25 protein-coding genes are annotated in these 25,542 nt (G+C 43.7%); 18 read left to right on the top strand and 7 right to left on the bottom strand.

The features are described 5' to 3' along the window. Positions 1 to 2 precede the first annotated feature (2 nt). The gene (gene ytfJ, locus ACIQ0C_RS00175) at positions 3 to 503 is read left to right on the top strand and encodes a GerW family sporulation protein (protein WP_403055817.1); all 501 of its coding nucleotides are present in this window, start codon (positions 3 to 5) and stop codon (positions 501 to 503) included. A gap of 180 nt (positions 504 to 683) precedes the next feature. Continuing rightward, entirely contained in the window at positions 684 to 1,184 is a 501-nt protein-coding gene (tpx, locus tag ACIQ0C_RS00180) for a thiol peroxidase (RefSeq protein WP_034309176.1), read from the top strand. 169 nt (positions 1,185 to 1,353) lie between these two features. Here the strand turns inward: tpx and ACIQ0C_RS00185 are convergent, their stop codons facing one another. After that, entirely contained in the window at positions 1,354 to 1,665 is a 312-nt protein-coding gene (locus ACIQ0C_RS00185) for a hypothetical protein (protein WP_095390785.1), read from the bottom strand. 502 nt (positions 1,666 to 2,167) lie between these two features. Here ACIQ0C_RS00185 and ACIQ0C_RS00190 point away from each other — a divergent pair. The 4 genes from ACIQ0C_RS00190 (at position 2,168) to ACIQ0C_RS00205 (ending at position 6,117) form a co-directional block, all read left to right on the top strand. Beyond that, complete coding sequence (locus tag ACIQ0C_RS00190; RefSeq protein WP_403055820.1) at positions 2,168 to 3,154, top strand: class I SAM-dependent methyltransferase; 987 nt, start codon at positions 2,168 to 2,170, stop codon at positions 3,152 to 3,154. A gap of 178 nt (positions 3,155 to 3,332) precedes the next feature. Further along, the gene (locus tag ACIQ0C_RS00195; protein ID WP_403055823.1) at positions 3,333 to 4,538 is read left to right on the top strand and encodes an acetate kinase; all 1,206 of its coding nucleotides are present in this window, start codon (positions 3,333 to 3,335) and stop codon (positions 4,536 to 4,538) included. A 227-nt stretch (positions 4,539 to 4,765) separates the two neighbouring features. Next, the gene (locus ACIQ0C_RS00200) at positions 4,766 to 5,608 is read left to right on the top strand and encodes an EcsC family protein (RefSeq protein WP_403055826.1); all 843 of its coding nucleotides are present in this window, start codon (positions 4,766 to 4,768) and stop codon (positions 5,606 to 5,608) included. Then, a complete protein-coding gene (locus ACIQ0C_RS00205; RefSeq protein WP_402835315.1) occupies positions 5,605 to 6,117 on the top strand; it encodes a MogA/MoaB family molybdenum cofactor biosynthesis protein in 513 nt (170 codons plus the stop codon). The genes ACIQ0C_RS00200 and ACIQ0C_RS00205 overlap by 4 nt, the downstream gene beginning before the upstream one ends. Positions 6,118 to 6,174: 57 nt before the next feature. Here ACIQ0C_RS00205 and ACIQ0C_RS00210 read toward each other — a convergent pair whose 3' ends face one another. Beyond that, complete coding sequence (locus ACIQ0C_RS00210; RefSeq protein ID WP_402835314.1) at positions 6,175 to 6,489, bottom strand: hypothetical protein; 315 nt, start codon at positions 6,487 to 6,489, stop codon at positions 6,175 to 6,177. Positions 6,490 to 6,702: 213 nt separating this feature from the next. Between ACIQ0C_RS00210 and ACIQ0C_RS00215 the strand changes: the two genes are divergently transcribed. Both ACIQ0C_RS00215 and argH read left to right on the top strand, forming a co-directional pair. Beyond that, positions 6,703 to 7,908: an argininosuccinate synthase gene (locus tag ACIQ0C_RS00215; protein WP_402835313.1), complete on the top strand. Its 1,206-nt coding sequence runs from the start codon at positions 6,703 to 6,705 to the stop codon at positions 7,906 to 7,908. Beyond that, positions 7,905 to 9,284 carry an argininosuccinate lyase gene (gene argH / locus ACIQ0C_RS00220; protein WP_403055829.1) on the top strand — a complete coding sequence of 460 codons (1,380 nt, stop codon included), beginning with the start codon at positions 7,905 to 7,907 and terminating at the stop codon, positions 9,282 to 9,284. Before ACIQ0C_RS00215 ends, argH begins: the two co-directional genes overlap by 4 nt. 59 nt (positions 9,285 to 9,343) lie before the next feature. Here argH and ACIQ0C_RS00225 read toward each other — a convergent pair whose 3' ends face one another. Together ACIQ0C_RS00225 and ACIQ0C_RS00230 are read right to left on the bottom strand one after the other, a co-directional pair. Further along, positions 9,344 to 9,778, bottom strand: coding sequence for a universal stress protein (locus ACIQ0C_RS00225; RefSeq protein ID WP_076366253.1), 435 nt, complete (start codon positions 9,776 to 9,778; stop codon positions 9,344 to 9,346). Between the two features lie 890 nt (positions 9,779 to 10,668). Next, positions 10,669 to 11,766 (bottom strand): M24 family metallopeptidase, encoded by a 1,098-nt coding sequence (locus tag ACIQ0C_RS00230; RefSeq protein ID WP_403055832.1) that lies wholly within the window; start codon positions 11,764 to 11,766, stop codon positions 10,669 to 10,671. A gap of 120 nt (positions 11,767 to 11,886) precedes the next feature. Between ACIQ0C_RS00230 and ACIQ0C_RS00235 the strand changes: the two genes are divergently transcribed. From ACIQ0C_RS00235 to ACIQ0C_RS00245, 3 genes are all read left to right on the top strand, one after another. Beyond that, on the top strand, positions 11,887 to 12,567 hold the full coding sequence (locus ACIQ0C_RS00235) for a metal-dependent hydrolase (RefSeq protein ID WP_402835309.1): 681 nt from the start codon (positions 11,887 to 11,889) through the stop codon (positions 12,565 to 12,567). A 193-nt stretch (positions 12,568 to 12,760) separates the two neighbouring features. Further along, entirely contained in the window at positions 12,761 to 12,985 is a 225-nt protein-coding gene (locus tag ACIQ0C_RS00240) for a hypothetical protein (RefSeq protein WP_133349657.1), read from the top strand. Positions 12,986 to 13,056: 71 nt separating this feature from the next. Next, the gene (locus ACIQ0C_RS00245; protein WP_034311452.1) at positions 13,057 to 14,376 is read left to right on the top strand and encodes a DRTGG domain-containing protein; all 1,320 of its coding nucleotides are present in this window, start codon (positions 13,057 to 13,059) and stop codon (positions 14,374 to 14,376) included. A gap of 27 nt (positions 14,377 to 14,403) precedes the next feature. Here ACIQ0C_RS00245 and ACIQ0C_RS00250 read toward each other — a convergent pair whose 3' ends face one another. Further along, on the bottom strand, positions 14,404 to 14,706 hold the full coding sequence (locus tag ACIQ0C_RS00250; RefSeq protein ID WP_403055835.1) for a YtpI family protein: 303 nt from the start codon (positions 14,704 to 14,706) through the stop codon (positions 14,404 to 14,406). Between the two features lie 168 nt (positions 14,707 to 14,874). Here ACIQ0C_RS00250 and ACIQ0C_RS00255 point away from each other — a divergent pair, with 168 nt between their 5' ends. After that, positions 14,875 to 15,819 carry a DHH family phosphoesterase gene (locus tag ACIQ0C_RS00255; RefSeq protein WP_403055838.1) on the top strand — a complete coding sequence of 315 codons (945 nt, stop codon included), beginning with the start codon at positions 14,875 to 14,877 and terminating at the stop codon, positions 15,817 to 15,819. A 74-nt stretch (positions 15,820 to 15,893) separates the two neighbouring features. Here ACIQ0C_RS00255 and ytrI read toward each other — a convergent pair whose 3' ends face one another. Both ytrI and ytrH read right to left on the bottom strand, forming a co-directional pair. Further along, on the bottom strand, positions 15,894 to 16,397 hold the full coding sequence (gene ytrI / locus ACIQ0C_RS00260) for a sporulation membrane protein YtrI (RefSeq protein ID WP_402835306.1): 504 nt from the start codon (positions 16,395 to 16,397) through the stop codon (positions 15,894 to 15,896). Next, complete coding sequence (gene ytrH / locus ACIQ0C_RS00265; RefSeq protein ID WP_034309135.1) at positions 16,394 to 16,729, bottom strand: sporulation membrane protein YtrH; 336 nt, start codon at positions 16,727 to 16,729, stop codon at positions 16,394 to 16,396. Before ytrH ends, ytrI begins: the two co-directional genes overlap by 4 nt. A gap of 183 nt (positions 16,730 to 16,912) precedes the next feature. Between ytrH and dnaE the strand changes: the two genes are divergently transcribed. The 6 genes from dnaE to pfkA all read left to right on the top strand — a co-directional run bounded on the left by dnaE (position 16,913) and on the right by pfkA (position 25,461). Continuing rightward, positions 16,913 to 20,272: a DNA polymerase III subunit alpha gene (gene dnaE / locus ACIQ0C_RS00270; RefSeq protein ID WP_403055841.1), complete on the top strand. Its 3,360-nt coding sequence runs from the start codon at positions 16,913 to 16,915 to the stop codon at positions 20,270 to 20,272. Positions 20,273 to 20,395: 123 nt separating this feature from the next. Continuing rightward, positions 20,396 to 21,637 carry an NADP-dependent malic enzyme gene (gene ystJ / locus ACIQ0C_RS00275; protein ID WP_402835304.1) on the top strand — a complete coding sequence of 414 codons (1,242 nt, stop codon included), beginning with the start codon at positions 20,396 to 20,398 and terminating at the stop codon, positions 21,635 to 21,637. Positions 21,638 to 21,642: 5 nt separating this feature from the next. After that, complete coding sequence (locus ACIQ0C_RS00280) at positions 21,643 to 22,272, top strand: FadR/GntR family transcriptional regulator (protein WP_402835303.1); 630 nt, start codon at positions 21,643 to 21,645, stop codon at positions 22,270 to 22,272. 90 nt (positions 22,273 to 22,362) lie between these two features. Then, positions 22,363 to 23,226 (top strand): acetyl-CoA carboxylase, carboxyltransferase subunit beta, encoded by an 864-nt coding sequence (gene accD / locus ACIQ0C_RS00285; RefSeq protein ID WP_402835302.1) that lies wholly within the window; start codon positions 22,363 to 22,365, stop codon positions 23,224 to 23,226. Further along, positions 23,223 to 24,224 carry an acetyl-CoA carboxylase carboxyl transferase subunit alpha gene (accA, locus tag ACIQ0C_RS00290; protein WP_403055844.1) on the top strand — a complete coding sequence of 334 codons (1,002 nt, stop codon included), beginning with the start codon at positions 23,223 to 23,225 and terminating at the stop codon, positions 24,222 to 24,224. The genes accD and accA overlap by 4 nt, the downstream gene beginning before the upstream one ends. A 277-nt stretch (positions 24,225 to 24,501) precedes the next feature. Next, the gene (pfkA, locus tag ACIQ0C_RS00295) at positions 24,502 to 25,461 is read left to right on the top strand and encodes a 6-phosphofructokinase (RefSeq protein ID WP_252296238.1); all 960 of its coding nucleotides are present in this window, start codon (positions 24,502 to 24,504) and stop codon (positions 25,459 to 25,461) included. Positions 25,462 to 25,542 lie beyond the last annotated feature (81 nt).

A 25,542-nucleotide genomic window follows, 5' to 3' on the forward strand; every position in this document is an offset into this window, starting at 1 on the left:
AAATGTCAGATCATCCAATCCAAGGTTTAATGAAAGAAGCGATGGAAAATCTTAAAGAAATGGTCGATGTGAACACGATCATCGGGGATCCGGTGGAAACTCCTGATGGAAGTGTCATTTTAACCGTATCCAAAGTGGGATTTGGGTTTGCAGCCGGTGGCAGCGAATTTGTGATGGATGGAAACCATCAAGGACAGCAAGGTGGTTCCAAGCAGCCTTTTGGCGGCGGTAGCGGCGGTGGGGTTTCCATAACACCAATTGCCTTTTTGATTGTCGGTTCCCATGGAGTGAAAATGATTCATCTCGATGAAGGGACGCACCTTCTCGAAAAAATGATGGATTTAGCTCCTCAAGTCGTCGATAAGATACAGTCCATGCTATCCAAGAAAGACAGTAATCAAAAGCAAGGCAGTAATCAAAACCAAGGCAGTAATCAAAACCAAGGCGGCAGTCAGCCAGCTGTAAAGAGGTACCAACAACCTAAACAGGATATAGATTTCTAATTGCGACTCGGCATCCGCCGAGTTTTTCTTTTTGCTGAAGTCTTCCATTACACCAAAAAAAGCTTGGATGTCGGACATGTGCAAGCAACATTCACATTTCCTAATTCAATTAATTGCAAAATTCCGGCAAAACAAATATCATTATGCTTGTACATATAGCAGAAAAGGGAGGAATTATTAATGGCTTCAGTTACATTTAAAAACAACCCGATCACTTTAGTGGGACAAGAACTAAAAGTTGGGGACAAAGCACCTGATTTTACAGTATTGGCTAATGACTTATCACCGGTTACTTTAAGCGACTCCAAAGGTTCTGTCCGCATTATCAGCGTTGTTCCATCCGTGGATACAGGCGTATGTGATGCACAGACACGTAAATTCAATGAAGAAGCGGCAAAATTGGATAATGTGAAAGTACTGACGATCAGTAACGACCTTCCTTTCGCGCAAAAACGCTGGTGTGCTGCCAGCGGCTTGGACAATGTTCAAGTCCTTTCCGATCACCGTGACCTTTCATTCGGTGAAGCATATGGTGTCGTCATGCAGGAACTTCGTCTATTGGCCCGTTCTGTATTCGTTGTGAACAGCTCTGATGAAATCACATATGTGGAATATGTGAGCGAAGGTACCAACCATCCAAATTACGAAGGTGCCATCGAAGCGGCGAAAGCGGCAAAATAAGATGCGAATTCTAAGAAACCGGGCGCAATGTGCCCGGTTTTTTGTTTTAATGTTGATTTTGATGTTAGTTGTTTTAGGCTCTAATTTTCAATTGAGTTGTGGTTATATTAATTTCTGAGTGTCGGCCGATTCAGTTCTTTTCTGTTGACGAGTTATATGCTGGCTTCAGTCAAGGCTCGAAAGTCGGACCATTTTGTGGTAAAACAACCTTGCCAGACCACTCTTGACCATTAGGTGTTCCAACTTTTATGTCAATTTCATTAGGCCACGACGGCATTTGTCTTGGTCCTGGGAAAAACCCCGCTTGTTGCCCTGCTCGAAATCCTTCTCGATACCCTTGGCGATACCCTTGTCGAAACCCTTGTCGAAACCCTTGTTGAAACCCCTGTTGTTGCCTGTTAAATTCATCTGCTGACTGAATATCATGTTGCTGATTTATCGGATTAACCTGCCCATGATAGTTTTGATATTGATTATCCATATATAATCACCACCTCATGCATGGTATTCCGTTTGGGCATTCATTGAGCCTATCCAAGTAATAAAAAACTGCAGACAAAATCATTTTCATCGAGTTTGTCATAGTTTTTTTTCTTGGCTTGTACAATTTGGACGTTGATTTCCGCTCCCAGGCACTCGCTTTCCGAGGGAGGTCCGCCGAAGCCTCCTCGGCGCCTATGCAACTGTGCGGGGTCTCCCCTGGACACGCTTTTCCCGCAGGAGTCTCGCGCCTTACGTTCCAATCAACTTTGTAATAAAATTTAGATAGAAACCATACCTAATACAGGGCAACAGCCCTACATACCTTTTATTTACGCCTGAATTTTGAAAAAGAGTTGCTCGCGCGAGTTCGTTATATGCGGACTTTCAAAACGGAAAACAGCATGTTAAACATACAAAGAATGATGAGCAGGACGTACGGCTTGTATCTCTTTCTTCTTACCTTTAAAATAGGGACAGAAGCAAACAGGAGGAATTAATAAGTGAAGTCTACCCCAGTTGAACAATTATTTTATGAATTTGATGAAACAGCTCAAATATTGCAAAGTGAACTATCATGTACGTATCTGGATGCCCTGGGTGAAACGGGCGAGAATTTCTTCCAAGGTAAAGTCCTGCAGGAGGAAATCAGTGAAGTATCGAAGAAAAGGTTAGCGAAGCATTATGCAGATTTTTCACCAGAGAAATATGAGAAGGAAGCAATCCGTAAAGCGTATCAGCTTGCAATTTTAAAAGGCATGCAGCAGAGCGTCCAGCCGAATCATCATATGACCCCTGATGCAGTCGGCATGTTCGTCAGCTATTTAGTCGGTAAATTCACCAAGGACCAAAAAGAGATAGTCATGCTCGATCCAGCCATTGGGACGGGGAACTTACTATTTGCGATCATGAATCAACTTACTGATAAAAACATCGCTTCATATGGTGTCGAGATTGATGAAACATTGATCAGGCTAGCTTATGCAGGTGCCAACCTGCAAGAACACCCGCTTGAATTTTTCAATCAGGACAGCTTGGAGCCGCTTTTCATCGATCCTTCAGATGTCGTGGTCAGTGATTTGCCGATTGGTTATTACCCGAATGATGTGCGTGCAGCTGAATATGAATTGAAGGCCGATAAGGGCCATTCATATGCACATCATTTGTTTATTGAACAAGGTGTTAAACACGCGAAGGATGGCGGACACCTATTCTTCATTGTCCCGAATAACCTGTTCGTCTCGGAGGAAGCTCCGAAACTCAATGATTTCCTGAAGAAGCATACACATATCCAAGGGATGGTGCAACTGCCGCTTTCCATGTTCAAGAGTGAAGCGGCTGCCAAAAGCATCCTGATCCTTCAAAAGAAAAAAGAGGGTATCGAAGCTCCGAAGAAGGCATTGCTCGTACAACTTCCGAAGTTGTCGGATTTCGAAGCGACAAGGTCTGTCATGCAACAGATGGATGATTGGTTTAAAGAGGAAAAATAGTCAATGAAAGCTGATGCTGCAGGCATTGGCTTTCTTTTTTTTGTTGAAAAAGTGATAATTTGCAATTTTTCATTATTATTTGGTTGAAACTGCTTGCCATGATAAGATTGTACAATACACTGCACGTTTCATTGAGATGAACATTGAAGAACTAACTTAGAGTAAAGGAGCGGGATCGATGTCAAAAGTCATGGCTATTAATGCGGGCAGCTCTTCATTGAAGTTTCAGCTTTTTGAGATGCCTTGTGAAAAAGTAATTACAAAAGGTATTGTAGAAAGAATCGGCTTGAAAAATTCCGCATTCACTTTAAGTGTCGAAGGCGAACAGGTTTCTGAAACGATGGATATACCCAATCATGAAGTGGCTGTAGGGCTTTTATTGAAAAAGCTGATTGACCATCGCATCATTGACTCCTTTGAAGAGATAGATGGTGTAGGGCATCGGGTGGTGCATGGCGGTGAGGTATTCAGTGACTCGGTCTTGATCACGGAGGACGTAATAGAGCAAATCGAAAAGCTTTCCGAGTTGGCGCCCCTTCATAATCCTGCCAATATCACCGGGATCCGAGCCTTCAGGCGAATACTTGATGATGTCCCAGCGGTTGCGGTATTCGATACTGCCTTCCATCAAACGATGGCAGCAGGTTCCTATTTGTACAGTTTACCTCTTGAATATTATGAAAATTACGGAATAAGGAAGTATGGGTTTCATGGTACTTCACATAAATATGTATCGCTGCGTGCCGCCGAAATGATTGGCCGCCCAATTGAACAGCTTCGACTGATATCCTGCCATTTAGGGAATGGTGCAAGCATTACGGCCATAAAGGGCGGCAAATCAATTGATACATCAATGGGATTTACACCATTGGCCGGTGTTACCATGGGAACGCGTTCGGGGAACATCGACCCTGCACTGATTCCTTATATCATGGAGAAGACGGGAAAAACAGCAGATGAAGTGCTTGATGTCCTGAATAAGAAAAGCGGCATGCTAGCCCTTTCCGGATTTTCCAGCGACCTGCGCGATATTCAAGTTGAAGCGGATAAAGGAAATGAGCGGGCAGAACTCGCACTTAAAGTATTTGCAGACCGGATTCACAAGTACATAGGCTCCTATTCAGCTAAAATGGGAGGTGTGGACGGCATCATTTTTACAGCGGGCATCGGTGAAAACAGTCAAACGATTAGGGGGCGAATCTTGGAAGGACTTGAATTCATGGGGGTATATTGGGATAAGGATCTCAATCGAACCAAGGGCAAGGAAGCGTTCATCAATGCACCTTATTCCCCTGTGAAAGTCATGGTCATCCCAACTAATGAAGAAATCATGATTGTCAGGGATACCGTGAAAATAGCTTTGAACGAAACTTGGAAAACATGACTTCCTGTTTTTTAAAAAAATGATCTCCATATCTCTCTGGTAAGGGGTCTTTCCAGTGAATGCAGTATATCAAATTTTATTATCGGAATCCGCCTGCTCATGGATTTTATGTCCGTGCAATCCATACCCATGAACGCTGGATCGCCATCATCTATTCTCTGATAAGCTTCCTTCTATGGTATACTTAAGGGAGAATCCACCAATTCTGTACATAGGAGGCTTGATGCATGGAATTCACGAACCGGGAAATGAAAGTTTGGAATGAAATAAGTGAATGGCAGGAAAAACTTTATCAATATGAGCCAACGGATCTTGCTGCATTGTATGATAAATGGTTGGAGCAGGGGTTTGCCCTGCTTCCGGAAAACGTCCAACAACAGTTTTTCGAAAAGCTTGATACTTGGCTTTTTCATTTGCATGCAATGGTTCAGAGCTCACAAGTTCAAATAGATGCAAGAGAGCGGATTTTAGCATCTGCGCGCGTGTTTAATGAAGAAATCGAAACGTTGAGTGATTTGAATCACTTATCGATCGATCAGTTGAATTACATAGCCAATCAGCATATCGCTAAGCATCGCTTATATTCATTTGCACAAGGCGGGATGAGCGGATCAGGAGGCCTGCTTCTGCTGGGGAGCGATATTCCGGCCATGACGGTCATCAATGTCAGGATCGTACAGCTGATTGCAATGTCTTATGGTGTCGAGGTGAATACACCGTTTGAAATGATGCTGGCCCTTAAGGTATTCAATGCAGGTGCGATGCCAAAGAGGCTCCAAGGAATAGCCTGGGAAGAATTGATCCGCGAGGTCCAGACCGCAGAAGATGACTATTTTTATTTAGGAATCGAAGAACTGACAAACCCTACCTGGATGGAACAGCCGCTCAAGCAGCTGTTGAAAGCATTATCCATTACTGTTTTCCGGAAAAAACTGGTTCGGGGCATACCGTTCATCAGCATGGCCATCGGGGCTGGATCCAATTATCAAATGACCCGGAATGTAAGTGAATTTGCCCAGAAATTCTATCAATATCGTTATTTACTGAATAAGAAGGCTGATGGAGAATGAGTGTCAAAAATCATAAAAAAGCCGTCACGGAGGCAGTTCGCTGCATGGTGATAACCGTCAGCGATACGCGTGATGAAGAAACGGATAAAAGCGGAGCACTGATGAAGGAATTATTGAAATCGAGTGGTCATGAAGTGACGGAATATGTAATCGTTAAAGATGAGCGGAAAGCGATTCAGGATGCGATCACTTCTGGCAGCCAAAGCGGCACGGTCGATGTCATATTAACAAATGGAGGCACTGGCATCGCCAAAAGGGATGTAACGATCGAGGCGGTCAAAGAATTGATGACCAAGGAAATTCCCGGTTTTGGCGAGATTTTCCGTATGCTCAGCTATCAAGAGGATATCGGTTCGGCTGCCATCCTATCCAGGGCGATTGCCGGAGTCGTGAACAACAAAGCAGTTTTTTCCACGCCAGGTTCATCAGGGGCGGTTCGGCTTGCGATGAATAAATTGATTCTTCCGGAATTGGGACATGTCGTCGGTGAACTTCGCAAGGATTTATAAGAGGGATGCAAAAAAGCCACAGTTTTAAACTGTGGCTTTTTTTGCATGGAATAGGCCTTAATTATGCATCTTTTCCGTCACGGCTTGATTGGCACGATACCAAAGCCATAAATCATTGATGATGGAAGCAAGTTCCGCAATTTCGGAATTGAGCTGGCATGATTTGGCGAAATTACTCTCATCGGAGAGCCGAAACTGCTTACGGTTAATCGTGGATTCCAGTTCCTTGATGCGGTCCGGGATGCTTCCGCGGATATTCTCCCAATGTACGAGTATTTGCTGTTGCTCGCCTTTTGTATATTCATCCCACTCCAGATTCAAATCGGGAATTGAGATGCCGAGCCTTTCATCATAGATAAATAGTTCTTTCATATGCCCTCCGTTTTTCGATTTATCATACTCCTAGTTTACTATATTCCCGCGGAACCAGCCAATGTGTAAATTCCTTGAAAATATTAGCGGATTATTTAGCAAAATCTTTAAAATACCCCTTGTATTCCATTAATAAAGATGATAAAGTACTAATCATAGATTGAATAAAAATAACAAACGATGAATTTTTATTCACACGAAAGGACGATGGAAATGGAAAATCAAAAAGTTGTTTTAGCATATTCCGGAGGTTTGGATACTTCCGTTGCAATTAAATGGTTACAAGATCAAGGGTACGAGGTTGTGGCATGCTGCCTGGATGTCGGAGAAGGAAAAGATTTGGACTTCATTAAAGAAAAAGCGATCACTGTTGGTGCGGTAAGTTCATATGTCATTGATGCGAAGGACGAATTCGCTGATGAATTCGCATTGACGGCTCTTCAGGCGCATACTTTGTATGAAGGGAAATATCCATTGGTATCGGCTTTATCACGTCCGCTGATCGCGAAGAAATTAGTGGAAGTGGCTGAAGCGGAAAACGCGGTAGCCGTTGCGCACGGTTGTACGGGAAAAGGAAATGACCAAGTGCGTTTCGAAGTATCCATCTCTGCCTTGAACCCTAATTTGCAAGTTCTAGCACCTGTTCGTGACTGGAAATGGTCTCGTGAAGAGGAGATTGAATATGCAGCGAAAAATGGCATTCCAGTTCCGATTGGCATGGCGAGCCCGTTCTCGATTGACCAAAACCTTTGGGGAAGAAGTAATGAATGCGGGATTCTGGAAGATCCTTGGGCAGCTCCGCCGGAAGAGGCATATGATTTGACTGCAAGCCTTGAATGTACGCCAGATACTGCCGATATCATCGAGATTGGTTTTGAACAAGGTGTGCCGGTTACATTGAATGATAAAAACTATAAATTGGCTGACCTGATCGTCGAGTTGAATCAAATTGCCGGCAAACACGGAGTTGGACGTATCGATCACGTTGAAAATAGATTAGTAGGAATCAAATCACGTGAAGTCTATGAAGCTCCTGGTGCGATGACATTGATAGCTGCACACAAAGAACTTGAAGATATCACGCTTGTAAAAGAACTGGCTCACTTCAAACCGGTGATCGAGAAGAAAATGACTGAATTGATTTATGAGGGACTTTGGTTCTCTCCGCTTCAAAAAGCTTTGGCTGCATTCCTGAAAGAAACACAAGTGAATGTAACGGGTACGGTCCGTGTGAAACTATTCAAAGGTCATGCGATTGTTGAAGGAAGAAAATCCGAGTACTCCCTATATGACGAAAAATTGGCTACCTATACAAAAGCAGACGAATTCGATCATGATGCAGCAGTTGGATTCATTAAGTTATGGGGACTTCCAACGAAAGTGAACAGCATGGTCAATAACAAGAAGGTGACAGTGTGAGCAGCAAGCTTTGGGGAGGAAGATTCACGAAATCTGCCGAAGAATGGGTAGATGAATTTGGAGCTTCCATTTCCTTTGACCAGGAACTTGTCCTTGAAGATATTCAAGGCAGTTTAGCTCATGTAACCATGTTAAAGCAATGCAGCATTTTACCTGAAGAAGATGCGGATCAGATCATTGCGGGGCTGAAAAGTTTACAGGAAAAAGCTGAGAAGGGTGAATTGACTTTTAAGGTTGAGATGGAAGATATCCACCTCAACCTGGAAAGTATGCTAATAAGCGAAATCGGTCCGGTTGGCGGAAAGCTTCATACAGGAAGAAGCCGTAATGACCAAGTTGCAACCGACCTTCATCTGTATATGCGGAACCAAACGAAAGTGATTCTGGAACTCATCAATGATTTGCAAAAAGCGATTTTGGGACAATCCAAGAAAAATGTGGAAACACTAATTCCGGGTTATACACATTTGCAGCGTGCACAGCCTATTTCATTTGCCCACCACTTAATGGCTTATTTTTGGATGCTTGAGCGTGATAAGCAGCGCTTCACCGAGAGTTTCAAAAGGATCAACATTTCCCCATTGGGTGCTGGGGCATTAGCCGGGACGACTTTCCCGATTGACCGTGCCCTCAGTGCGGAGCTATTGGGGTTTGAGGGAATTTACGAAAACAGCCTTGATGCGGTAAGTGATCGTGATTTTGCCATTGAATTCATGAGCAACAGTGCGACAATGATGATGCATTTATCCCGTTTCAGCGAAGAAATCATTCTCTGGTCAAGCCAGGAATTCCAATTCATAGAATTGGATGATGCGTTTTCCACGGGAAGCAGCATCATGCCGCAAAAGAAAAACCCTGACATGGCGGAATTGATCCGTGGTAAAACAGGACGGGTTTATGGGAACCTAACAGGATTATTGACTGTTTTGAAAGGACTGCCGCTTGCTTATAACAAAGATATGCAAGAAGATAAAGAAGGCGTTTTTGATACGGTTAAGACCATTGTTGGTTCACTTAAAATATTTGCCGGCATGATTTCAACGATGAAAGTGAAAACGGAAGTAATGGAAAAAGCAACAAAAAATGACTTCTCGAATGCGACGGAATTAGCTGATTACCTGGCTTCAAAGGGTATGCCTTTCCGTGAGGCGCATGAAGTGGTCGGGAAGCTTGTATTGTTCTGTGTCCAGAATGGCTGCTATTTAATGGACCTGAGCATTGAACAATTCCAGGAAGCTTCCGAGTTGTTTGATCAAGATATTTATGATGCATTAAATCCTTATGAGGCAGTTAAACGCCGTAACAGCGCGGGCGGTACAGGCTTTGCCCAAGTCTTGCTAGCGATTGAAAAAGCGGAAAAACTGGTAAGTGAATAATAGGAAAAAGCTCGTTCACCAATTTGGCGAACGAGCTTTTTATATATCATTTTCTTTTATCAGTTCGTACGCACGACCATTACATCACAGTTAGAATGGCGAACGATGCCTTCCGACACGCTCCCGATAAGGAAACGTTCGACTGCGTTAAGGCCCGTTGCACCGCATACAATTAAATCGATCGAATGCTTTTTCGCTAAATCCCTTGGAATTTGAACTTTGGGAGAACCATAGGCAACTTCTGTTTGGACCTTTACAATCCCGGATGCAATGGCTTCCGTTTTATACTTGTCCAATAGCTCATTGGCAAAGGTTTCAGAGTGATCACGGATAGTCATATCATAAGCTTCGACAGTAGGGAAATTCCTTGTATCCACGATATGCGTGAGCACAAGGGTAGCGTCACTGAGTTTTGCTAAATAGATTGCCTTTTTTAGGGCCCACTCTGCTTCTTCCGAACCATCCACTGCTACAAGAATATTTTTATAATCTATACTATTCAAGTGAATCTCCTCCTTCTATTTCATTCCTATTATACAATGATTTACCTAATCTGACTGATTTCAATTGTAACAAATTAGCGAATGTTTTTACCAATGATCTGGAAATCAACAAATGAAACAATATGATTCCAACCTCATTATGATGTAATGAATCATTGCAGGAACGAAAAATCGCTCCTTTTTACCTTAATTGTATATTTGTGGTAACACTTAATGTGAGAGGGGAGTTTTTTTCTATGAGTGTTTCAAGAATCGTAAACTATGCATTATCTTTATACGTGCGCTTTTGTATGGATTGATCTATTTCATTTATATTTTCTTCATCAATTTTGTACATGCTTCATCAGTTTAATGAGTATAGCAGCACTGCTGCTTCCATTTGTTCTTTTACTATTTTTTCAATGGATTTCATGGAAATAAACCGATAAGGAAAATAAAGAAAAATCAAAAATAGATTTATGGTCATATCAAGGCTTTTCTCTTCTATATTTATTGTGCTTTTAGGTTAGGGGTAAATGAATATGAATCAAGGTTCACCACTGAAAGATGGTTAAACGATGATAAAGGAAGAGTCTACCTGGTAGATGACTTAATCAATGAACATGAATTGATAGGTATGGCAAAAGATGAAGTGTTCACGCTTTTAGGGTCTCCAACAGAAACGGAATATTTTAAAGAGGAAGATAATGTTGTTTATTATCTCGGTGACGAGAGGGGAATCATAAGAATAGATAGGTGAATGGCTGGTCATTTGGTTTGACGGCAGTGATCAAGCAATGAAGTATGAACTGCGGACCGATTAGTTGATATGTTGAATAAATACCCCCGTCTTAAATGAAGGCGGGGGTATTCGGATTTTGTTATATTAAATGAATGCATTATCACTTTATGATTTGCAGGCTCTTCGGGAATTTGGTCAAAACCTCACAGCCGGTATCGGTGATCAGTAGATCATCTTCAATCCTGACGCCTGCAACATTCGGAACATATATGCCAGGTTCGATGGTATAAACCATTCCGGATTGAAGTTCGAGGGAATTCGTTTCAGTCAAGGATGGATACTCATGGACGCTGATTCCAAGTCCGTGGCCGAGCCTGTGCGGGAAGAATTCACCGTATCCTTTATTCCTGATGATGTTTCTGGCAGTCAAGTCTATCTCGGAACAGGATACACCAGGTTTACTGGCTGCAACGGCAGCTTCTTGTGCTTTAAGTACAGTTTCATATATTTCTGCCTGTTTATCATTGATGTCTCCGTAAGCAACCGTTCTAGTGATATCAGAGCAATACCCTTCATGAACGACGCCCAGGTCAAAGAGGACAAGGTCGCCGCGCTGAACTTTCGTATTCCCTGGTATGCCATGCGGGGAAGCGCCATTTTTACCAGTCAGGACCATGGTGGAAAAAGACATTTGGCTGACTCCGGCCTTTTTCAATTCGTATTCTATCGCTGCAAGGATTTCCATTTCCGTTTTACCTTCATGAATTTCGCTGACACCCACTTCAATCGCAAAGTCGGCTAGGCGGCATGCTTCACGGATTTTGACCATTTCATCTTCCGATTTGATCATTCGCATCCTTTGAAGTTTTTCTTCTGCTGAAACGAGCTTCGGTGCTCCGAAGTGTTGTTGGACCTTTTCATAACGTTCCACATTCATATGCTCTTTTTCAATGGCCATTGTATGAATGGTTAAACCGCGATCCTCGACTGCTTTCTTAACTTTTTCCCAAGGATCTTGAATGTCGGTGTAACCGATGATATCTCCATCCCATCCAGCCTGTTTAGCATCCGGAACTTCCATCTGCGGGCAGACAAGGAATGGTTCGGCATTTGCAAAAATGGCAAGTGCCAGCAGTCTTTCATGAGGATCACTAAAAAACCCGCTCAAATAGAAGATGCTCTCTGTAGATGTAAGTAAAGCGGCTTCAGCCTCATTCGCCTGTAGCCAATTTTGTAGTTCTGTCAAACGTTCATTCATGACGATACCTCCATTAATAAGATATAATTACCTTAGCAATATTTAAAAGTATAGTAAATGGGAAAGGCCTAAGAAAGCTACTTAAATAAAATTAGTGGGTATGGGAAGGGAGCATCAAAAATGAAAGTATCTTTTCATGGACATGCAGTTGTAAAAGTTGAAACGAATGGTAAAACGATTTTAATCGATCCATTCATTACTGGAAACGAATTGACCGATTTGAAGGTCGAAGATGTGAAACCGGATGTGATCATCTTAACACATGGCCATAATGACCACGTCGGTGATACGGTTGAATTGGCAAAAAGGCATGATGCGCTTGTCATCGGCATTGCAGAGATTGCCGACTACCTGGGTGCCCAAGGAGTCAGGACCCATGGGATGAGCATCGGCGGAGCTTTCGAGTTCGACTTTGGAAAAGTGAAACTGACGCCAGCATTCCATGGAACGGGATTCAATAACGGAGAGGGGCAAATCATTTATTTAGGAATGCCTGCTGGCGTATTGCTTACGATAGAAGGGAAAACGATCTATCATGCAGGGGATACAGCGGTATTTTCCGATATGAAACTGATAGGCGAACGACATCCGATTGACTTGGCATTCTTGCCAATCGGCGACAATTACACCATGGGCCCGGAAGATGCAGCACTTGCAGCGAAATTCCTTCAAGCCAAACAAGTCGTGCCGATTCATTACAATACTTTCCCTGTCATTAAACAGGATCCTGAAAAATTCATCGACTTGCTTGAAGATGGAAATGGACTGATCATGGAAGCCGGGGATGAAATAGACTTTTAAAAGGAACGGAAGCCTGCATGGCTTCCGTTTTTTATGTGGATTGAGGGGGGGAGCCGACCGAAATGAAAGATTTCCCTGCAGTATTGCCTTTAACAAATGATTCCGGCAATAGGAAAGTAAAGTCACGTTCAGCAGCCAAGTCTTTTTTCCTTTTACAGGCATAAAATGAATAGATGAAAAAAGGGGGGATTGGATGAAACAGAGGTTATTACTGTGTTTGCTTTTATGCGGTGTGATGCTGTATTATGCCGTGCCGCGTTTGTCGTTGGAAAGTGGCGGTCTGGAGAGTCTGTTTGCCGGATCCTGGCTGTTGTTTGCATTGTTGGCGGTAGCTGGAAACTTGACGGGCATATTATATTCTCCTAAGAAACAAAAGGTAAAACGCCAGCTGGAATACAAAAGGTTGCGCCAATACTAGTAGTTGTTTGATAAACTGGGCTCTTTGACCTTATAATGGAGAATAGGAATACCGTGAAAAGGGTGAAGCGCTTGGCTACAAAGCATGAACAAATATTAAAACATATCGATGGGCTCCCTGTCGGCGAGAAGATTTCCGTCCGTCAAATTGCGAAGGCATTGAATGTTAGTGAAGGTACGGCATACCGGGCAATTAAAGAGGCGGAGAATCAGGGATACGTGAGCTCGATTGAGCGGGTAGGCACGATCCGTATTGAGAAAAAGAAAAAAGAGAATATTGAAAAGCTCACTTTCGCAGAGGTAGTCAATATTGTTGACGGACAAGTTCTTGGCGGGAAAACGGGACTTCATAAGACATTAAATAAATTCGTCATCGGGGCGATGAAGCTGGATGCCATGATGAGATATACAGGGGCAGGAAACCTGCTGATCGTCGGGAACCGTACACAGGCCCATGAGCACGCGTTAAAAGCGGGTGCAGCGGTGCTGATCACCGGGGGATTCGATACCGAAGAGCCCGTTAAAAGGTTAGCCGATGAATTGGAGATGCCAGTGATCTCAACGAGTTACGATACGTTTACCGTCGCAACGATGATCAATCGGGCTATTTATGACCAATTGATCAAAAAGGAAATCTTGCTGGTGGAGGATATTTTGACACCCGTACAGGAAACGACCTTTTTGACAGTGGGTGACCGGGTTCAGACCTGGCATGAACTGAATCAGGAATCAGGGCATAGCCGTTTCCCTGTTGTCGATGACAATATGAAGGTTCAAGGAATGGTCACATCAAAAGATATCATCGGACAGGAAGAGATGACCCTCATTGATAAGGTGATGACGAAAAACCCGATGACCGTAGGCGATAAAATGAGTGTGGCATCTTCTGCACATATGATGGTTTGGGAAGGGATTGAGTTAATCCCGGTCGTGAATGACAGTCATATCCTAAAGGGAATCGTGAGCAGGCAGGATGTGCTGAAGGCATTGCAAATGAGTCAAAGGCAGCCTCAGGTCGGCGAAACGATCGACGATACGATCACCAGCCAGCTTGTGATGACTTCGAATCGTGGCAAGGGCGAGGAAGTGTATAACTATGGCGTCACCCCACAGATGACCAATTACCTTGGTACCATTTCAAGCGGTGTGTTCACGACATTGGTCACCGACTCGGCAAATCGTGCACTTCGAAGCTATAAGCGCGGTGACTTGGTCGTGGAAAACATGACGATCTACTTCATCAAGCCAGTCCAAATCGACAGTACGCTTGAAATCCATCCGCGGGTCCTTGATGTAGGGCGTAAATTCGGAAAAGTCGATGTCGAGGTGTTTAACCAAGGCAAACTTGTCGGCAAGGCAATGTTGACTTGCCAATTGCTGGACCGATCATGAAAAATAAAAAGGATAATCGAAATTCGATTATCCTTTTTGATTTGCAGCTTCTTCGATTGCATGCGGCAAATAAAATTTATACATTTTATAGCCGCCCCAAATACTGAATATGCCAACGAAAATGAAAACGGCGGCAATGATATAAGTGATGGTCGTGTGGAATAGAAAAAGCTGATTGATTCCGAATAGTGCGACAAACGCACCAAGGGCAATGGAAGACTTCCCTGAAATCCACTTTTTCTCCATCGGCATTTTGGTTCGGGCCGATTTGAGTTTATAAAACAGATAGACCCCTAGTGAAAGAACGATCAAGGTGACAAGAATAGGCATCGTTTGAAATTCCCCCAATTTAACATATGTACCTTTTTATTGTAGCGGGAAATGAAAGAGAATGCCACAGTAAACAAGATGAGTCTTCCTATTTCCGCAATTTTTTGATTAAATGAAATATATCATCTTTATAAGGCTCGATAATACATATGTTAAGGAGAGATCTATATGAAAGCTGAAATATTAGCAGATATAAAGCGTTATGATACTATCATTCTCCATCGTCATGTCCGTCCAGATCCGGACGCTTATGGTTCACAGGGGGGATTGGCGGAAATCCTGAAAGCATCTTTCCCCGAAAAGCGAATTTATACGGTCGGGAAAGAGGAACCGTCATTGAATTACTTAAGAAGGCTCGATGTGATTTCGGATGAAACATATCAAGGTGCTTTGGTCATCGTTTGTGATACCGCAAATACGGACCGGATTTGTGATGCACGGTACACGACGGGGGATAAGCTGATTAAGATCGATCATCACCCTAATGAAGATCCATATGGGGATATGCGTTGGGTCGATACATCGGCAAGTTCCACAAGTGAAATGATTTACGAGTTTTACCAGTTCGGTAAAGAACAGGGCTTGAAGATGAGTGATGAAGCGGCACGCCTCCTATATGCAGGCGTTGTTGGCGATACAGGTCGTTTCCTATTCCAAAGCACGACTGAAAAGACATTTGCCTATGCCAGTGAATTGATTCACTATTCGTTCTCCCGCCCGCAGTTATATCAGGAGATGTATGACGTCGAGGAAAGCATAGTCCGGTTGAATGGATATGTGCTGCAGCATTTTGAAATCCTTCCATATGGAACGGGGAAAATGATCATCACGAAAGATATACTTGAAAAATTCCATGCTTCTGCATCCGAGGCATCTCAGCTCGTTTCCTCGCTCGGTTCGATTAAAAATGTTAAGTCATGGGTCTTTTTCATTGAAGAAGAACAAGAAATCAGAGTCCGTTTCCGTTCTAAAGGACCAATCATCAATACGATTGCCCGTAAATATAACGGAGGAGGCCACCCGTTTGCAGCAGGGGCTTCGATCTATTCTTGGGATGAAGTGGATAATATCCTTGCCGACATGGAAGAGTTGAATAAAGCGGAAGCTGAATGAAAAAAACTTAAAGACCAAATCGCAAATGATTTGGTCTTTAAATTTGGTGGGTATTCACCCATTAAGTTCAACATTCACGAAGTAGTCCTTTTTAGTTTGATTTCTATATTCATTTTCGTATAAAACATGATTTCAACGACTTCAAGTCGATAGCGCTTTTTATTGATGGTCACGATCTTATTTTCTATGGATTTTTTCAAAAGCACCTTTCCGTCATAGACACTGGCGACATCTTTGGCGAGAAGAGAGGATAGGTCGTCCTCAATCACATCCTCCGCTTCTGCAATGCTCAGCTGGTCCAGACTGTATTTTTCATTCGTTATCGTTACTTCCACTTCCTGAATCGTCAGGATTTCCTCGTTTTTCTCGTTCAATTTTTTATAATCCTGCTCCCAAATTGCGATTTTCCCGTTTAAATCCTTGATCTCTTCTCTTTGTTCGTGAAGGGTCCGGATCTGCTTCTCCTGCTGGACACCATGCATATAAAAGAAAATCACCCAGCTGATCAATCCGCCAAGTGCGGCTCCTGCAAAAAAGCGCTGCCAGGTTGGAGACCGGTGATAGGGAGGGATCCTCATGGTGAAATATGCTCCTGCGTGAACCAGTTTATGATCAGTGCCCCTGTCTGTGCCCCTCCAAGTGCAGATAGTATCAATAGGACCTGCTTGACTATATCCTTCGTTTCCCCGTGGAAAATACCGCGTTCGAAATTATAGACCATATCAAAAGTACCCCCGATCGCGGCGACAATCGCCCAAATACGAAGGCTGTCCGACAGCCGGAATACAGTTGTCATCGGGGCTTGTCCAGTAAAAAAAGCGGCGAGGCCCCCGATTATCGAGCCGCCAAGCAATACGCCAAGCGATATGAAAAAGCTGTTGAGGAAGGCTGGAACAAAGGCTTCATTCATATATCATCATCCTTTTTTCTTGATATTCTTCTATTCCATTTATATGGGATGTTCAGAGGTAATATGATAGTCGCAGGAAATCAGGAAGTTAAATTGCCCATTGGTAATGAGAACATATTTTCTTTTTTTGAAATAAACACTATAATGAAAAGAAACATGCCTTACAAAGGTGGGAGAAAAAACGTGTATACTCATCTCCATATTCAGAGCGGATACAGCCTGCTGACAAGTACGGTGAAGATCACTGAACTTGTGGCCAAAGCGAAAGCGGACGGCTGTACAAGTCTTGCCTTAACCGATCGAAATGTTATGTACGGTTCGGTCTATTTTTATAAAGAATGCAAGAGACAGGGTATAAAGCCGATCATCGGCATACTTGCGGATGTCCTTGATGAACGGGAAACGCCACATGGACTTCTTTTATTGGCAAAGAGTCTGCAAGGATATCAAAACCTGCTTAAAATAAGCAGTGCCATAAAAACGAAATCCCCGTCAGGCATTCCAATGAATTGGCTTAAAGCCTATTCCCGGGGCTTGATTGCAATCACACCGGGTGCAGAGGGGCAAATAGAAACGCTATTGAGAGAAGAAAATCCTGAAGAAGCCGAACAGGCAGCCGGGCGATTTCTGCAAATTTTTGGTCATGATAACTTTTATGTGTCCATACAGAGACTTTCGATTGCGGATGAGGAAAAAGGTAACGAAGCCATAAGCCAGTTGGCGAGAGATTTAGAGATAAAGATTGTCGCGACGAATCCAGTCTATTATTTGAACGAGAGTGATGCACTCGCTCATGAAGTTTTATTGGCAATTGGAAATGGCGACAAGCTTGCGGATGAGACGCATACGGTTCTTGAATCCGATCAATTTTATTTGAAAAGCCGGGCTCAGATGGCAGAACTATTCCATGACAGACCGGATGCACTGGAAAATACACTGCATATTGCCGCGCAATGCAATCTGGAAATTCCATTTCATCGTTCACTGCTGCCTAAGTACCCTACTGAAGATGGAGCCACAGCCGAGGAAATGCTCGAGGCCATCTGTTTCCAAGGGCTGAAGAAAAGAGTGCCGGAGCCATCCATTCAATATGAAGAGCGCCTGCGATATGAATTGGATATCATCACCAAGATGAAATTCAGCGATTACTTTTTAATCGTTTGGGACTTCATGAAATTCGCTAAGGACCATCAAATCCTGACTGGTCCTGGAAGGGGATCGGCCGCTGGATCGATGGTCGCTTATGTGCTGTCGATCACGGATGTCGATCCAATCGAACATTCCTTGCTGTTCGAGCGTTTCCTGAATCCGGAACGTGTCTCGATGCCGGATATCGACATTGACTTTCCGGATAACCGCCGTGAAGAAGTGATTGCTTATGTCGCGAAGAAGTACGGGGAACTTCATGTAGCACAGATCATTACATTCGGAACATTGGCTGCCAAGGCTGCGTTAAGGGACACAGGACGTGTTTTCGGCCTGAATTCAAAGGAACAGGAAGCGGTATCGAAAATGATTCCAGGCCGTCTGGGCATCACGCTTCCCGAGGCTTTCAAGGAATCGAAAAGGCTCAGGGAATTCGTTAATGAGAGTGACCTGAATCAAAAACTTTTTCAAACCGCGTTATTGCTTGAAGGACTGCCTCGCCATGCTTCGACACATGCCGCCGGCGTCGTCATCAGTGACCAGGCACTGACCGAGCATATCCCGATTCAGGGAGGGCATGACGGCATCCATCTGACTCAATATCCAATGGACCTTCTCGAAGAACTGGGACTTCTTAAAATGGATTTTCTTGGACTCCGCAATTTAACGCTCATTGATAATATTTTAAATAACATCAAAAAGGGAACAGGGAAAAAGCTCGACTTGTCCCATATTCCGATGGATGACCCCGAGACGCTGGCCCTTTTAGGGAGAGGCGAAACAACCGGAGTGTTCCAATTTGAATCGGATGGCATCCGAAAGGTATTGATCAAGCTGAAACCGAACCGATTCGAGGATATCGTCGCGGTCAATGCCCTGTATCGTCCAGGTCCGATGGAAAATATACCGCTGTTCATCGAGCGAAAACATGGACTTGCCCCGATTGATTACCTGCACGAGGATTTGAAGGATATCCTCGAGCCTACATACGGGGTCATCGTTTATCAAGAACAAATCATGCAAATCGCCTCCCGCTTAGCCGGGTTTTCATTAGGGGAGGCTGACCTGCTCCGTCGTGCCGTTTCGAAGAAGAAGAAGGATGTTCTGGATCAAGAGCGGCAGCATTTCGTGAGCGGTGCATTGAAACAAGGATACTCCGAAAAAACGGCAGATGAGATTTATTCCTTGATTGTCCGCTTCGCTAACTATGGATTCAACCGAAGCCATGCGGTGGCATATAGTTTCATCGCTTATCAGCTGGGTTACTTGAAAACCCACCATCCGGAATATTTCATGGCAGCACTTCTGACCTCGGTCGTCGGGAATGATGATAAGATTTCGCAATATATCCGTGAAGCAAAAAAGAAAGGGATAGCGGTTCTGCCTCCCTCGATTAACCGGAGCGGTTACCCGTTCTTACCGGAAAAGGAAGGGATCCGTTATAGCCTTGGAGCCATAAAAGGGATAGGCGGGACTGTATTAAAAGAAATCTTTGCTGCGAGGAGGCAGAAGAAGTTCGCTGATTTATTCGATTTCTGTTTGCGCGTTTCGGGAAAAATCGTAAATAGGAAAGTGCTGGAGGCGCTTGTCCATTCAGGTGCATTTGATGAATTCGGTGAAGACCGGGCAACGTTGTTGGCGAGCTTGGACGTAGCGATCGATCATACGGAATTGGTTAATCCGGATGATGACCTATTCGATATGTTTTCGGATGGCGAGTTTTCACTCAAACCGAAATACAACCGGGTCGAGCCCATCCCAATCGAGCACAAACTCTCATTGGAAAAAAGCGCATTGGGGCTTTATCTATCGAATCATCCGGTGACAAGCTACAGAGAACTTTTTCAGCACTTCGGCTGTTTGACCATAGATGAAGCTACCAATAAAAAGGAATCAAAAGTCTTACTTGGCGCATACATTACGTCGGTTAAAACCATAAGGACAAAAAAGGGCGATGTGATGGCTTTCTTGAGCGTCAGTGATGAAGAGGGGGATATTGAAGCGGTCGTTTTTCCAAATGTTTATAAAAACCACTCTGCTGACTTGAATCATGGACAACTCGTTATGCTGCAAGGGACATTGGAAGAACGGGATGGAAAAACACAGCTCCTGATCAGGAACGTGTACCCTCTTGAAAAAGTGAAGCAGATGAAAGAGGAAAAAAACGGGACGATATTCCTGAAAATTGAGGCTGACAAGCAAACGAAGGATACACTGCAAAAAATAAAAAAAATTTTAATGCAGCATAGCGGTGAAACCAAGGTCATGCTTTTTTACGAGAGGGAAAACCGCTATGTACAGCTATCTTATTGGGATTGGGTCAATCCTACAGATAGATTGATGCAGGCATTATTTGACTTGGTCGGAAAAGGGAATGTGGTTTACAAGAAAGAATAACTGTTTTACAACTTTAATAGTTATGTTATATTGAAAACAGGCCGCTGTGGTCTGACCACTAGATTTCAGCATAATTTCTGCATATAAGATATGGGTTACCCAATTTGTTTTAGGAGTGAAACTATGACATTAAGAGAAGAAGCATTACATATGCACCGCTTGAATCAAGGAAAATTAGAAACAGTTTCGAAAGTACCGGTTAGGAATGCAGTAGATTTGAGCCTGGCTTATTCTCCTGGTGTCGCAGAACCGTGTAAAGATATTTATGATAAGCCGGAAACCGTTTATGACTATACAATGAAGGGGAATACTGTTGCCGTCATTTCTGATGGAACGGCTGTTTTGGGACTTGGAAACATCGGTCCGGAAGCTGCTATGCCGGTCATGGAAGGAAAAGCCGTTTTATTTAAAAGTTTCGCCGGAGTGGACGCTTTCCCAATCTGTTTAAAAACCACGGATGTGGACAAAATTGTAGAGACCGTTAAATTACTCGAACCGACTTTCGGTGGAGTGAACTTAGAGGACATAGCCGCACCAAATTGTTTTGAAATTGAAGAACGACTCAAGAAAGAAATGAATATTCCTGTTTTCCATGATGATCAGCACGGTACAGCCATTGTTACTGTTGCGGGCCTTGTGAACGCTTTACGACTTGTGAATAAATCAATGTCAGAAATTAAAGTGGTAGCGAATGGAGCAGGCGCTGCGGGCATTGCCATCATTAAATTGCTTTATAACTATGGAGTTCGCGACATCATCATGTGTGATACGAAGGGTGCCATTTATGAGGGCCGTTCGACAGGTATGAATGATACAAAAGAACAAGTGGCGAAAGTGACCAATCGAAATAAGGTTTCAGGACCTTTGGAATCTGTCATTGAAAACGCTGATGTATTTATAGGTGTTTCTGCCGCAGGTGCATTGACAAAAGAAATGGTTTCTTCGATGAACCGGGATGCGATCATTTTCGCGATGGCTAATCCAGATCCGGAAATCATGCCGGAAGATGCAAAAGCAGCGGGTGCCAAGGTTGTTGGAACTGGCCGTTCGGATTTCCCGAATCAGGTCAATAACGTCCTTGCTTTCCCAGGGATTTTCCGTGGTGCCTTGGATGTACGTGCGACTCATATCAATGAAAAAATGAAGGTTGCTGCAGTACAAGCCATTGCCGGTTTAATACAGGAAGATGAGTTGAACGAAGACTACGTTATCCCAGCTCCATTTGATGCGAGGGTAGCTCCAGCCGTTGCAGCTGCTGTTGCCAAGGCAGCGATGGAAACGGGAGTGGCTAGAATTAATGTGGATCCCGAGGGAATTAAAGAAAAAACAAGGAAATTAGCGATCATTGGAAAAAGTGAGGAATAATTAATTTGGCAGGTCGTACTTCTTCATCCAAAATTTATCTCGATGTCGTTGAGAGCCTACGTAGCATGATTGAAGCGGACAGCCTCCTGCCGGGAGATAAAATCCCATCAGAACGGGAGTTATCGGATCGTTTTAATGTTGGCCGTTCCTCTGTCCGTGAAGCATTGCGAGCCTTAGAGCTATTAGGATTAATAGAAACAAGGCGTGGTGAAGGGACGTTTATCAGGGATTTCCAGGAGCATAGGCTAGTCGAGCTTCTGGGAACCTTTTTTTTGCAAGATAAAAAAGTACAAGAAGATTTGGCTGAGACGAAAAGGCTGATTGAAATTGACTGTTTGCGGATCGTCGCCTTTTTCGCTACGGCTGAGGACATCAAAAGATTGATGGCCTGGGTCAAAGCGGATAAGTTTCATGATGATGATTTCTTCTTAAGAATTGCCATTTTGAATCGCAATCGATTGCTGGAAAGAATTTGGCGCATTGTCAACAGCTATGCTAGAACATCAGAGATGGTACAGGGTAATGTGAAAAAAGAAGATTATCTGGCACTTCTTACATATTTGCTCGAACGTGATGAAGAAAAAGCCATCGAAACGTATCTTATTAGAATTAGAAATATGTCGAAGGACGAGTGACACCTTTTTACACGACACTAATTTTATTTCTGATATAGTTTGTACCAAGTATCATAAAATAGATAATTGGTGGTAAAGGGAGGATTAAGCTTGCTTAAAGAGCTATTTGCGAAGTCTAAGAAGAAATATGCAACGGTTCCTTTAGATCGGGAGAAACAAGATGTACCAGAAGGAATCATGACAAAGTGCACCGGCTGTAAAAAAATCATGTATACAAAAGAATTGGTGAAAAACAAGAAAGTCTGTCTGCATTGCGGGTACCATCATCCGATGTCTTCCCATGAGCGCATCGAATTTTTATTCGACGCAGGCACTTTTAATGAATTTGATAAAGAAATGATTTCCGTTAACCCGCTTGATTTTCCGGATTATCTAGATAAATTGGAAAAAGATAGAAAGAAAGCCAAGATTAATGAGGCGGTTGTCACAGGAGTCGGAAGCATCAATGGGTACCAAGTTTCAACAGCCATCATGGATTCGAATTTCCGGATGGGAAGCATGGGATCCGTTGTTGGAGAAAAAATTACCCGTGCCATTGAACGTGCTGGTGAATTGAAGATTCCGTTCATCATATTTACGGCATCAGGCGGCGCCCGGATGCAGGAGGGTGTTTTAAGCTTGATGCAGATGGCAAAGACAAGTGCAGCACTCAAGATATTCAGCAATGAAGGCGGACTGATCATATCAATGATGACCCATCCTACCACAGGTGGGGTTTCGGCAAGTTTCGCGTCACTTGGCGATATTAATCTAGCCGAACCTGGAGCCCTTATTGGTTTTGCGGGACGAAGAATCATTGAGCAGACGATTCGTGAAGAGCTTCCTGAAGATTTCCAAACGGCTGAATTCTTGTTGAAGCACGGTCAATTGGATGCGGTCGTCAAACGTACGGAAATGAAGGAAACCTTGACGACGATCCTTAAAATCCATGCCCCGGGCGGTGAGTGGTTATGATTTACGAATTAGAGTTCGAGCGTCCCATTACGGACCTGAGAAATAAAATTAAAGAGCTAAAGGCAATTTCGAAGGATGCTGATGTCGACCTTACAGCAGAAATCGAAACATTGGAAAAGCGTTTAGAGAAGCTGGAAGTGGATATCTACAACCATCTTAAACCGTGGGATCGTGTTCAGATTGCCCGGCATCCAGCCCGTCCGACGACGCTTGATTACATTCCGCTGTTATTCAATGACTTCATCGAGTTTCATGGAGATCGTTATTATGGGGATGATGAAGCGATTGTCTCTGGAATCGCAGAATTTGATGGACTTGCCGTGACTGTCATCGGTCATCAAAGAGGGAAGGATACGAAGGAAAACATACGTCGTAACTTTGGCATGCCCCATCCTGAAGGCTATCGAAAAGCTTTGCGTCTGATGAAACAGGCTGAAAAGTTCAACAGGCCGATTATTTGTTTCATTGATACGAAGGGAGCTTTCCCTGGTAAAGCTGCTGAAGAGCGCGGGCAAAGTGAAGCCATTGCGAAAAACCTTTTCGAAATGGCAGGGCTGAAGGTGCCGGTCATCAGTATTGTCATTGGTGAAGGCGGAAGCGGCGGTGCATTGGCGCTTGGCGTCGGAGACCGAATTTTCATGCTTGAAAACTCAACATATTCCGTGATTTCCCCAGAAGGGGCTGCAGCCTTGCTGTGGAAGGATGCCTCTCAGGCTAAGAGGGCTGCGGAAACGATGAAAATCACGGCTCCCGACTTAAACCGCTTAGGAGTCATCGATGAGATCATTCCTGAAGTGAGGGGCGGCGCCCATCGGGATTCGAATTCACAGGCAGAAGCCATCAAGGAAATCCTGAAACGTTCATTCAATGAACTGTTGCCATTGAATAGTGATGATCTTATCAACCAGCGTTATATGAAATTCAAGAAAATCGGTGAATATGAATTTGCAAAACAACAACCTGAGGGCGAACCTAAGGAAGTTGAACAGCATTCATAAACACATTTTGCAAAAGGAAAAACGTGCTGCCTGGGGCAACACGTTTTTTCATCCTTTCATAGGCGCATATGTATTCATTACCGAAACGAGAAAGAATATGGTTTGTGTGTAGAATGTAAAGTTTTACACCATTTTACTTCAATTTCTGATGAGAATCGGTTAGGCTTATAACATCAAGTATGCATAAGTGAAACAGTTACTGCTTATTGAAGCTTGAAAAAGGGTACAATGATATAAGAAGCTTAAAATTGATTAGTGCTGTAGAGAGGTGACATTTATGAAAAGAATAGGTGTATTGACAAGTGGAGGAGATTCTCCAGGCATGAATGCGGCAGTCCGAGCAGTTGTCCGGAAAGCAATTTTTCATGAAATGGAGGTCTTCGGTATTTATCATGGGTATCAGGGTCTGATAAATGGAAATATAAAGAAGCTTGAACTTGGGTCGGTCGGGGATATCATTCATAGAGGCGGCACGATGTTACATACGGCTCGCTGTCCGGAATTTAAGACGGAGGAAGGCCAGCTGAAAGCGATTGAACAATTGAATAAACATGGTATCGAGGGCATTGTCATAATTGGTGGCGATGGTTCTTACCGCGGGGCGAGAGCTTTAACGGAAAGGGGCTTCCCTTGTATCGGGGTTCCTGGCACGATTGATAATGACATACCGGGTACGGACTTTACGATAGGTTTCGATACGGCCCTGAATACAGTCATCGATGCCATCGATAAAATTCGGGATACGGCCACGTCCCATGAAAGGACTTATGTGGTTGAAGTGATGGGAAGAGATGCCGGCGATATTGCGCTTTGGGCTGGACTGGCTGGCGGAGCTGAAACGATTCTTTGTCCTGAATATGAATATGATATAGAAGATCTGATTGGGAAGCTGAACCGCGGACATGACCGTGGGAAAAAGCACAGTATCATCATTGTAGCTGAAGGTGTTGGAAGTGCCGTTGATATTTCCAGGAAAATTGAGGCCAAAGCAGGGTTTGAAACTCGTGTAACGGTCCTGGGCCATGTTCAGCGCGGCGGATCTCCCTCGGCAAATGACCGCGTATTGGCTAGCCGGCTTGGGGCAAGAGCCGTTGAATTGCTTCTTGAAGGAAAAGGAGGCAGGGCAGTCGGAATAGAACAAAATCAACTTGTTGATTATGATATCATCGAAGCTCTTGCTAAACCGCATACCATTGACAAGAAAATGTATGAATTATCCGCTGAGCTATCCATTTAATCATTATTGACCGATTGGAATCGCTTTTTATTAATGGGTATTAAAAAGAAGACTAAAACACTGCGCCCCCTGCCTTCAAAA

Source organism: Peribacillus sp. NPDC096448 (genome assembly GCF_044762675.1).
Lineage (GTDB): Bacteria > Bacillota > Bacilli > Bacillales > DSM-1321 > Peribacillus > Peribacillus frigoritolerans_B.

What these genes read in the sequence shown, in the direction of transcription:
- accA (WP_403055844.1), top strand. Translation starts at nt 23,223, where the DNA reads ATGATTTACGAATTAGAGTTCGAGCGTCCCATTACGGACCTGAGAAAT.
- tpx (WP_034309176.1), top strand. Translation starts at nt 684, where the DNA reads ATGGCTTCAGTTACATTTAAAAACAACCCGATCACTTTAGTGGGACAA.
- ACIQ0C_RS00185 (WP_095390785.1), bottom strand. Translation starts at nt 1,665, where the DNA reads ATGGATAATCAATATCAAAACTATCATGGGCAGGTTAATCCGATAAAT.
- ACIQ0C_RS00235 (WP_402835309.1), top strand. Translation starts at nt 11,887, where the DNA reads ATGAAAGTATCTTTTCATGGACATGCAGTTGTAAAAGTTGAAACGAAT.
- ytrH (WP_034309135.1), bottom strand. Translation starts at nt 16,729, where the DNA reads ATGAATGAAGCCTTTGTTCCAGCCTTCCTCAACAGCTTTTTCATATCG.
- ystJ (WP_402835304.1), top strand. Translation starts at nt 20,396, where the DNA reads ATGACATTAAGAGAAGAAGCATTACATATGCACCGCTTGAATCAAGGA.
- ACIQ0C_RS00195 (WP_403055823.1), top strand. Translation starts at nt 3,333, where the DNA reads ATGTCAAAAGTCATGGCTATTAATGCGGGCAGCTCTTCATTGAAGTTT.
- ACIQ0C_RS00255 (WP_403055838.1), top strand. Translation starts at nt 14,875, where the DNA reads ATGAAAGCTGAAATATTAGCAGATATAAAGCGTTATGATACTATCATT.
- ACIQ0C_RS00205 (WP_402835315.1), top strand. Translation starts at nt 5,605, where the DNA reads ATGAGTGTCAAAAATCATAAAAAAGCCGTCACGGAGGCAGTTCGCTGC.
- ytfJ (WP_403055817.1), top strand. Translation starts at nt 3, where the DNA reads ATGTCAGATCATCCAATCCAAGGTTTAATGAAAGAAGCGATGGAAAAT.
- ACIQ0C_RS00200 (WP_403055826.1), top strand. Translation starts at nt 4,766, where the DNA reads ATGGAATTCACGAACCGGGAAATGAAAGTTTGGAATGAAATAAGTGAA.
- ACIQ0C_RS00250 (WP_403055835.1), bottom strand. Translation starts at nt 14,706, where the DNA reads ATGCCTATTCTTGTCACCTTGATCGTTCTTTCACTAGGGGTCTATCTG.
- ACIQ0C_RS00210 (WP_402835314.1), bottom strand. Translation starts at nt 6,489, where the DNA reads ATGAAAGAACTATTTATCTATGATGAAAGGCTCGGCATCTCAATTCCC.
- ytrI (WP_402835306.1), bottom strand. Translation starts at nt 16,397, where the DNA reads ATGAGGATCCCTCCCTATCACCGGTCTCCAACCTGGCAGCGCTTTTTT.
- ACIQ0C_RS00230 (WP_403055832.1), bottom strand. Translation starts at nt 11,766, where the DNA reads ATGAATGAACGTTTGACAGAACTACAAAATTGGCTACAGGCGAATGAG.
- ACIQ0C_RS00240 (WP_133349657.1), top strand. Translation starts at nt 12,761, where the DNA reads ATGAAACAGAGGTTATTACTGTGTTTGCTTTTATGCGGTGTGATGCTG.
- ACIQ0C_RS00215 (WP_402835313.1), top strand. Translation starts at nt 6,703, where the DNA reads ATGGAAAATCAAAAAGTTGTTTTAGCATATTCCGGAGGTTTGGATACT.
- pfkA (WP_252296238.1), top strand. Translation starts at nt 24,502, where the DNA reads ATGAAAAGAATAGGTGTATTGACAAGTGGAGGAGATTCTCCAGGCATG.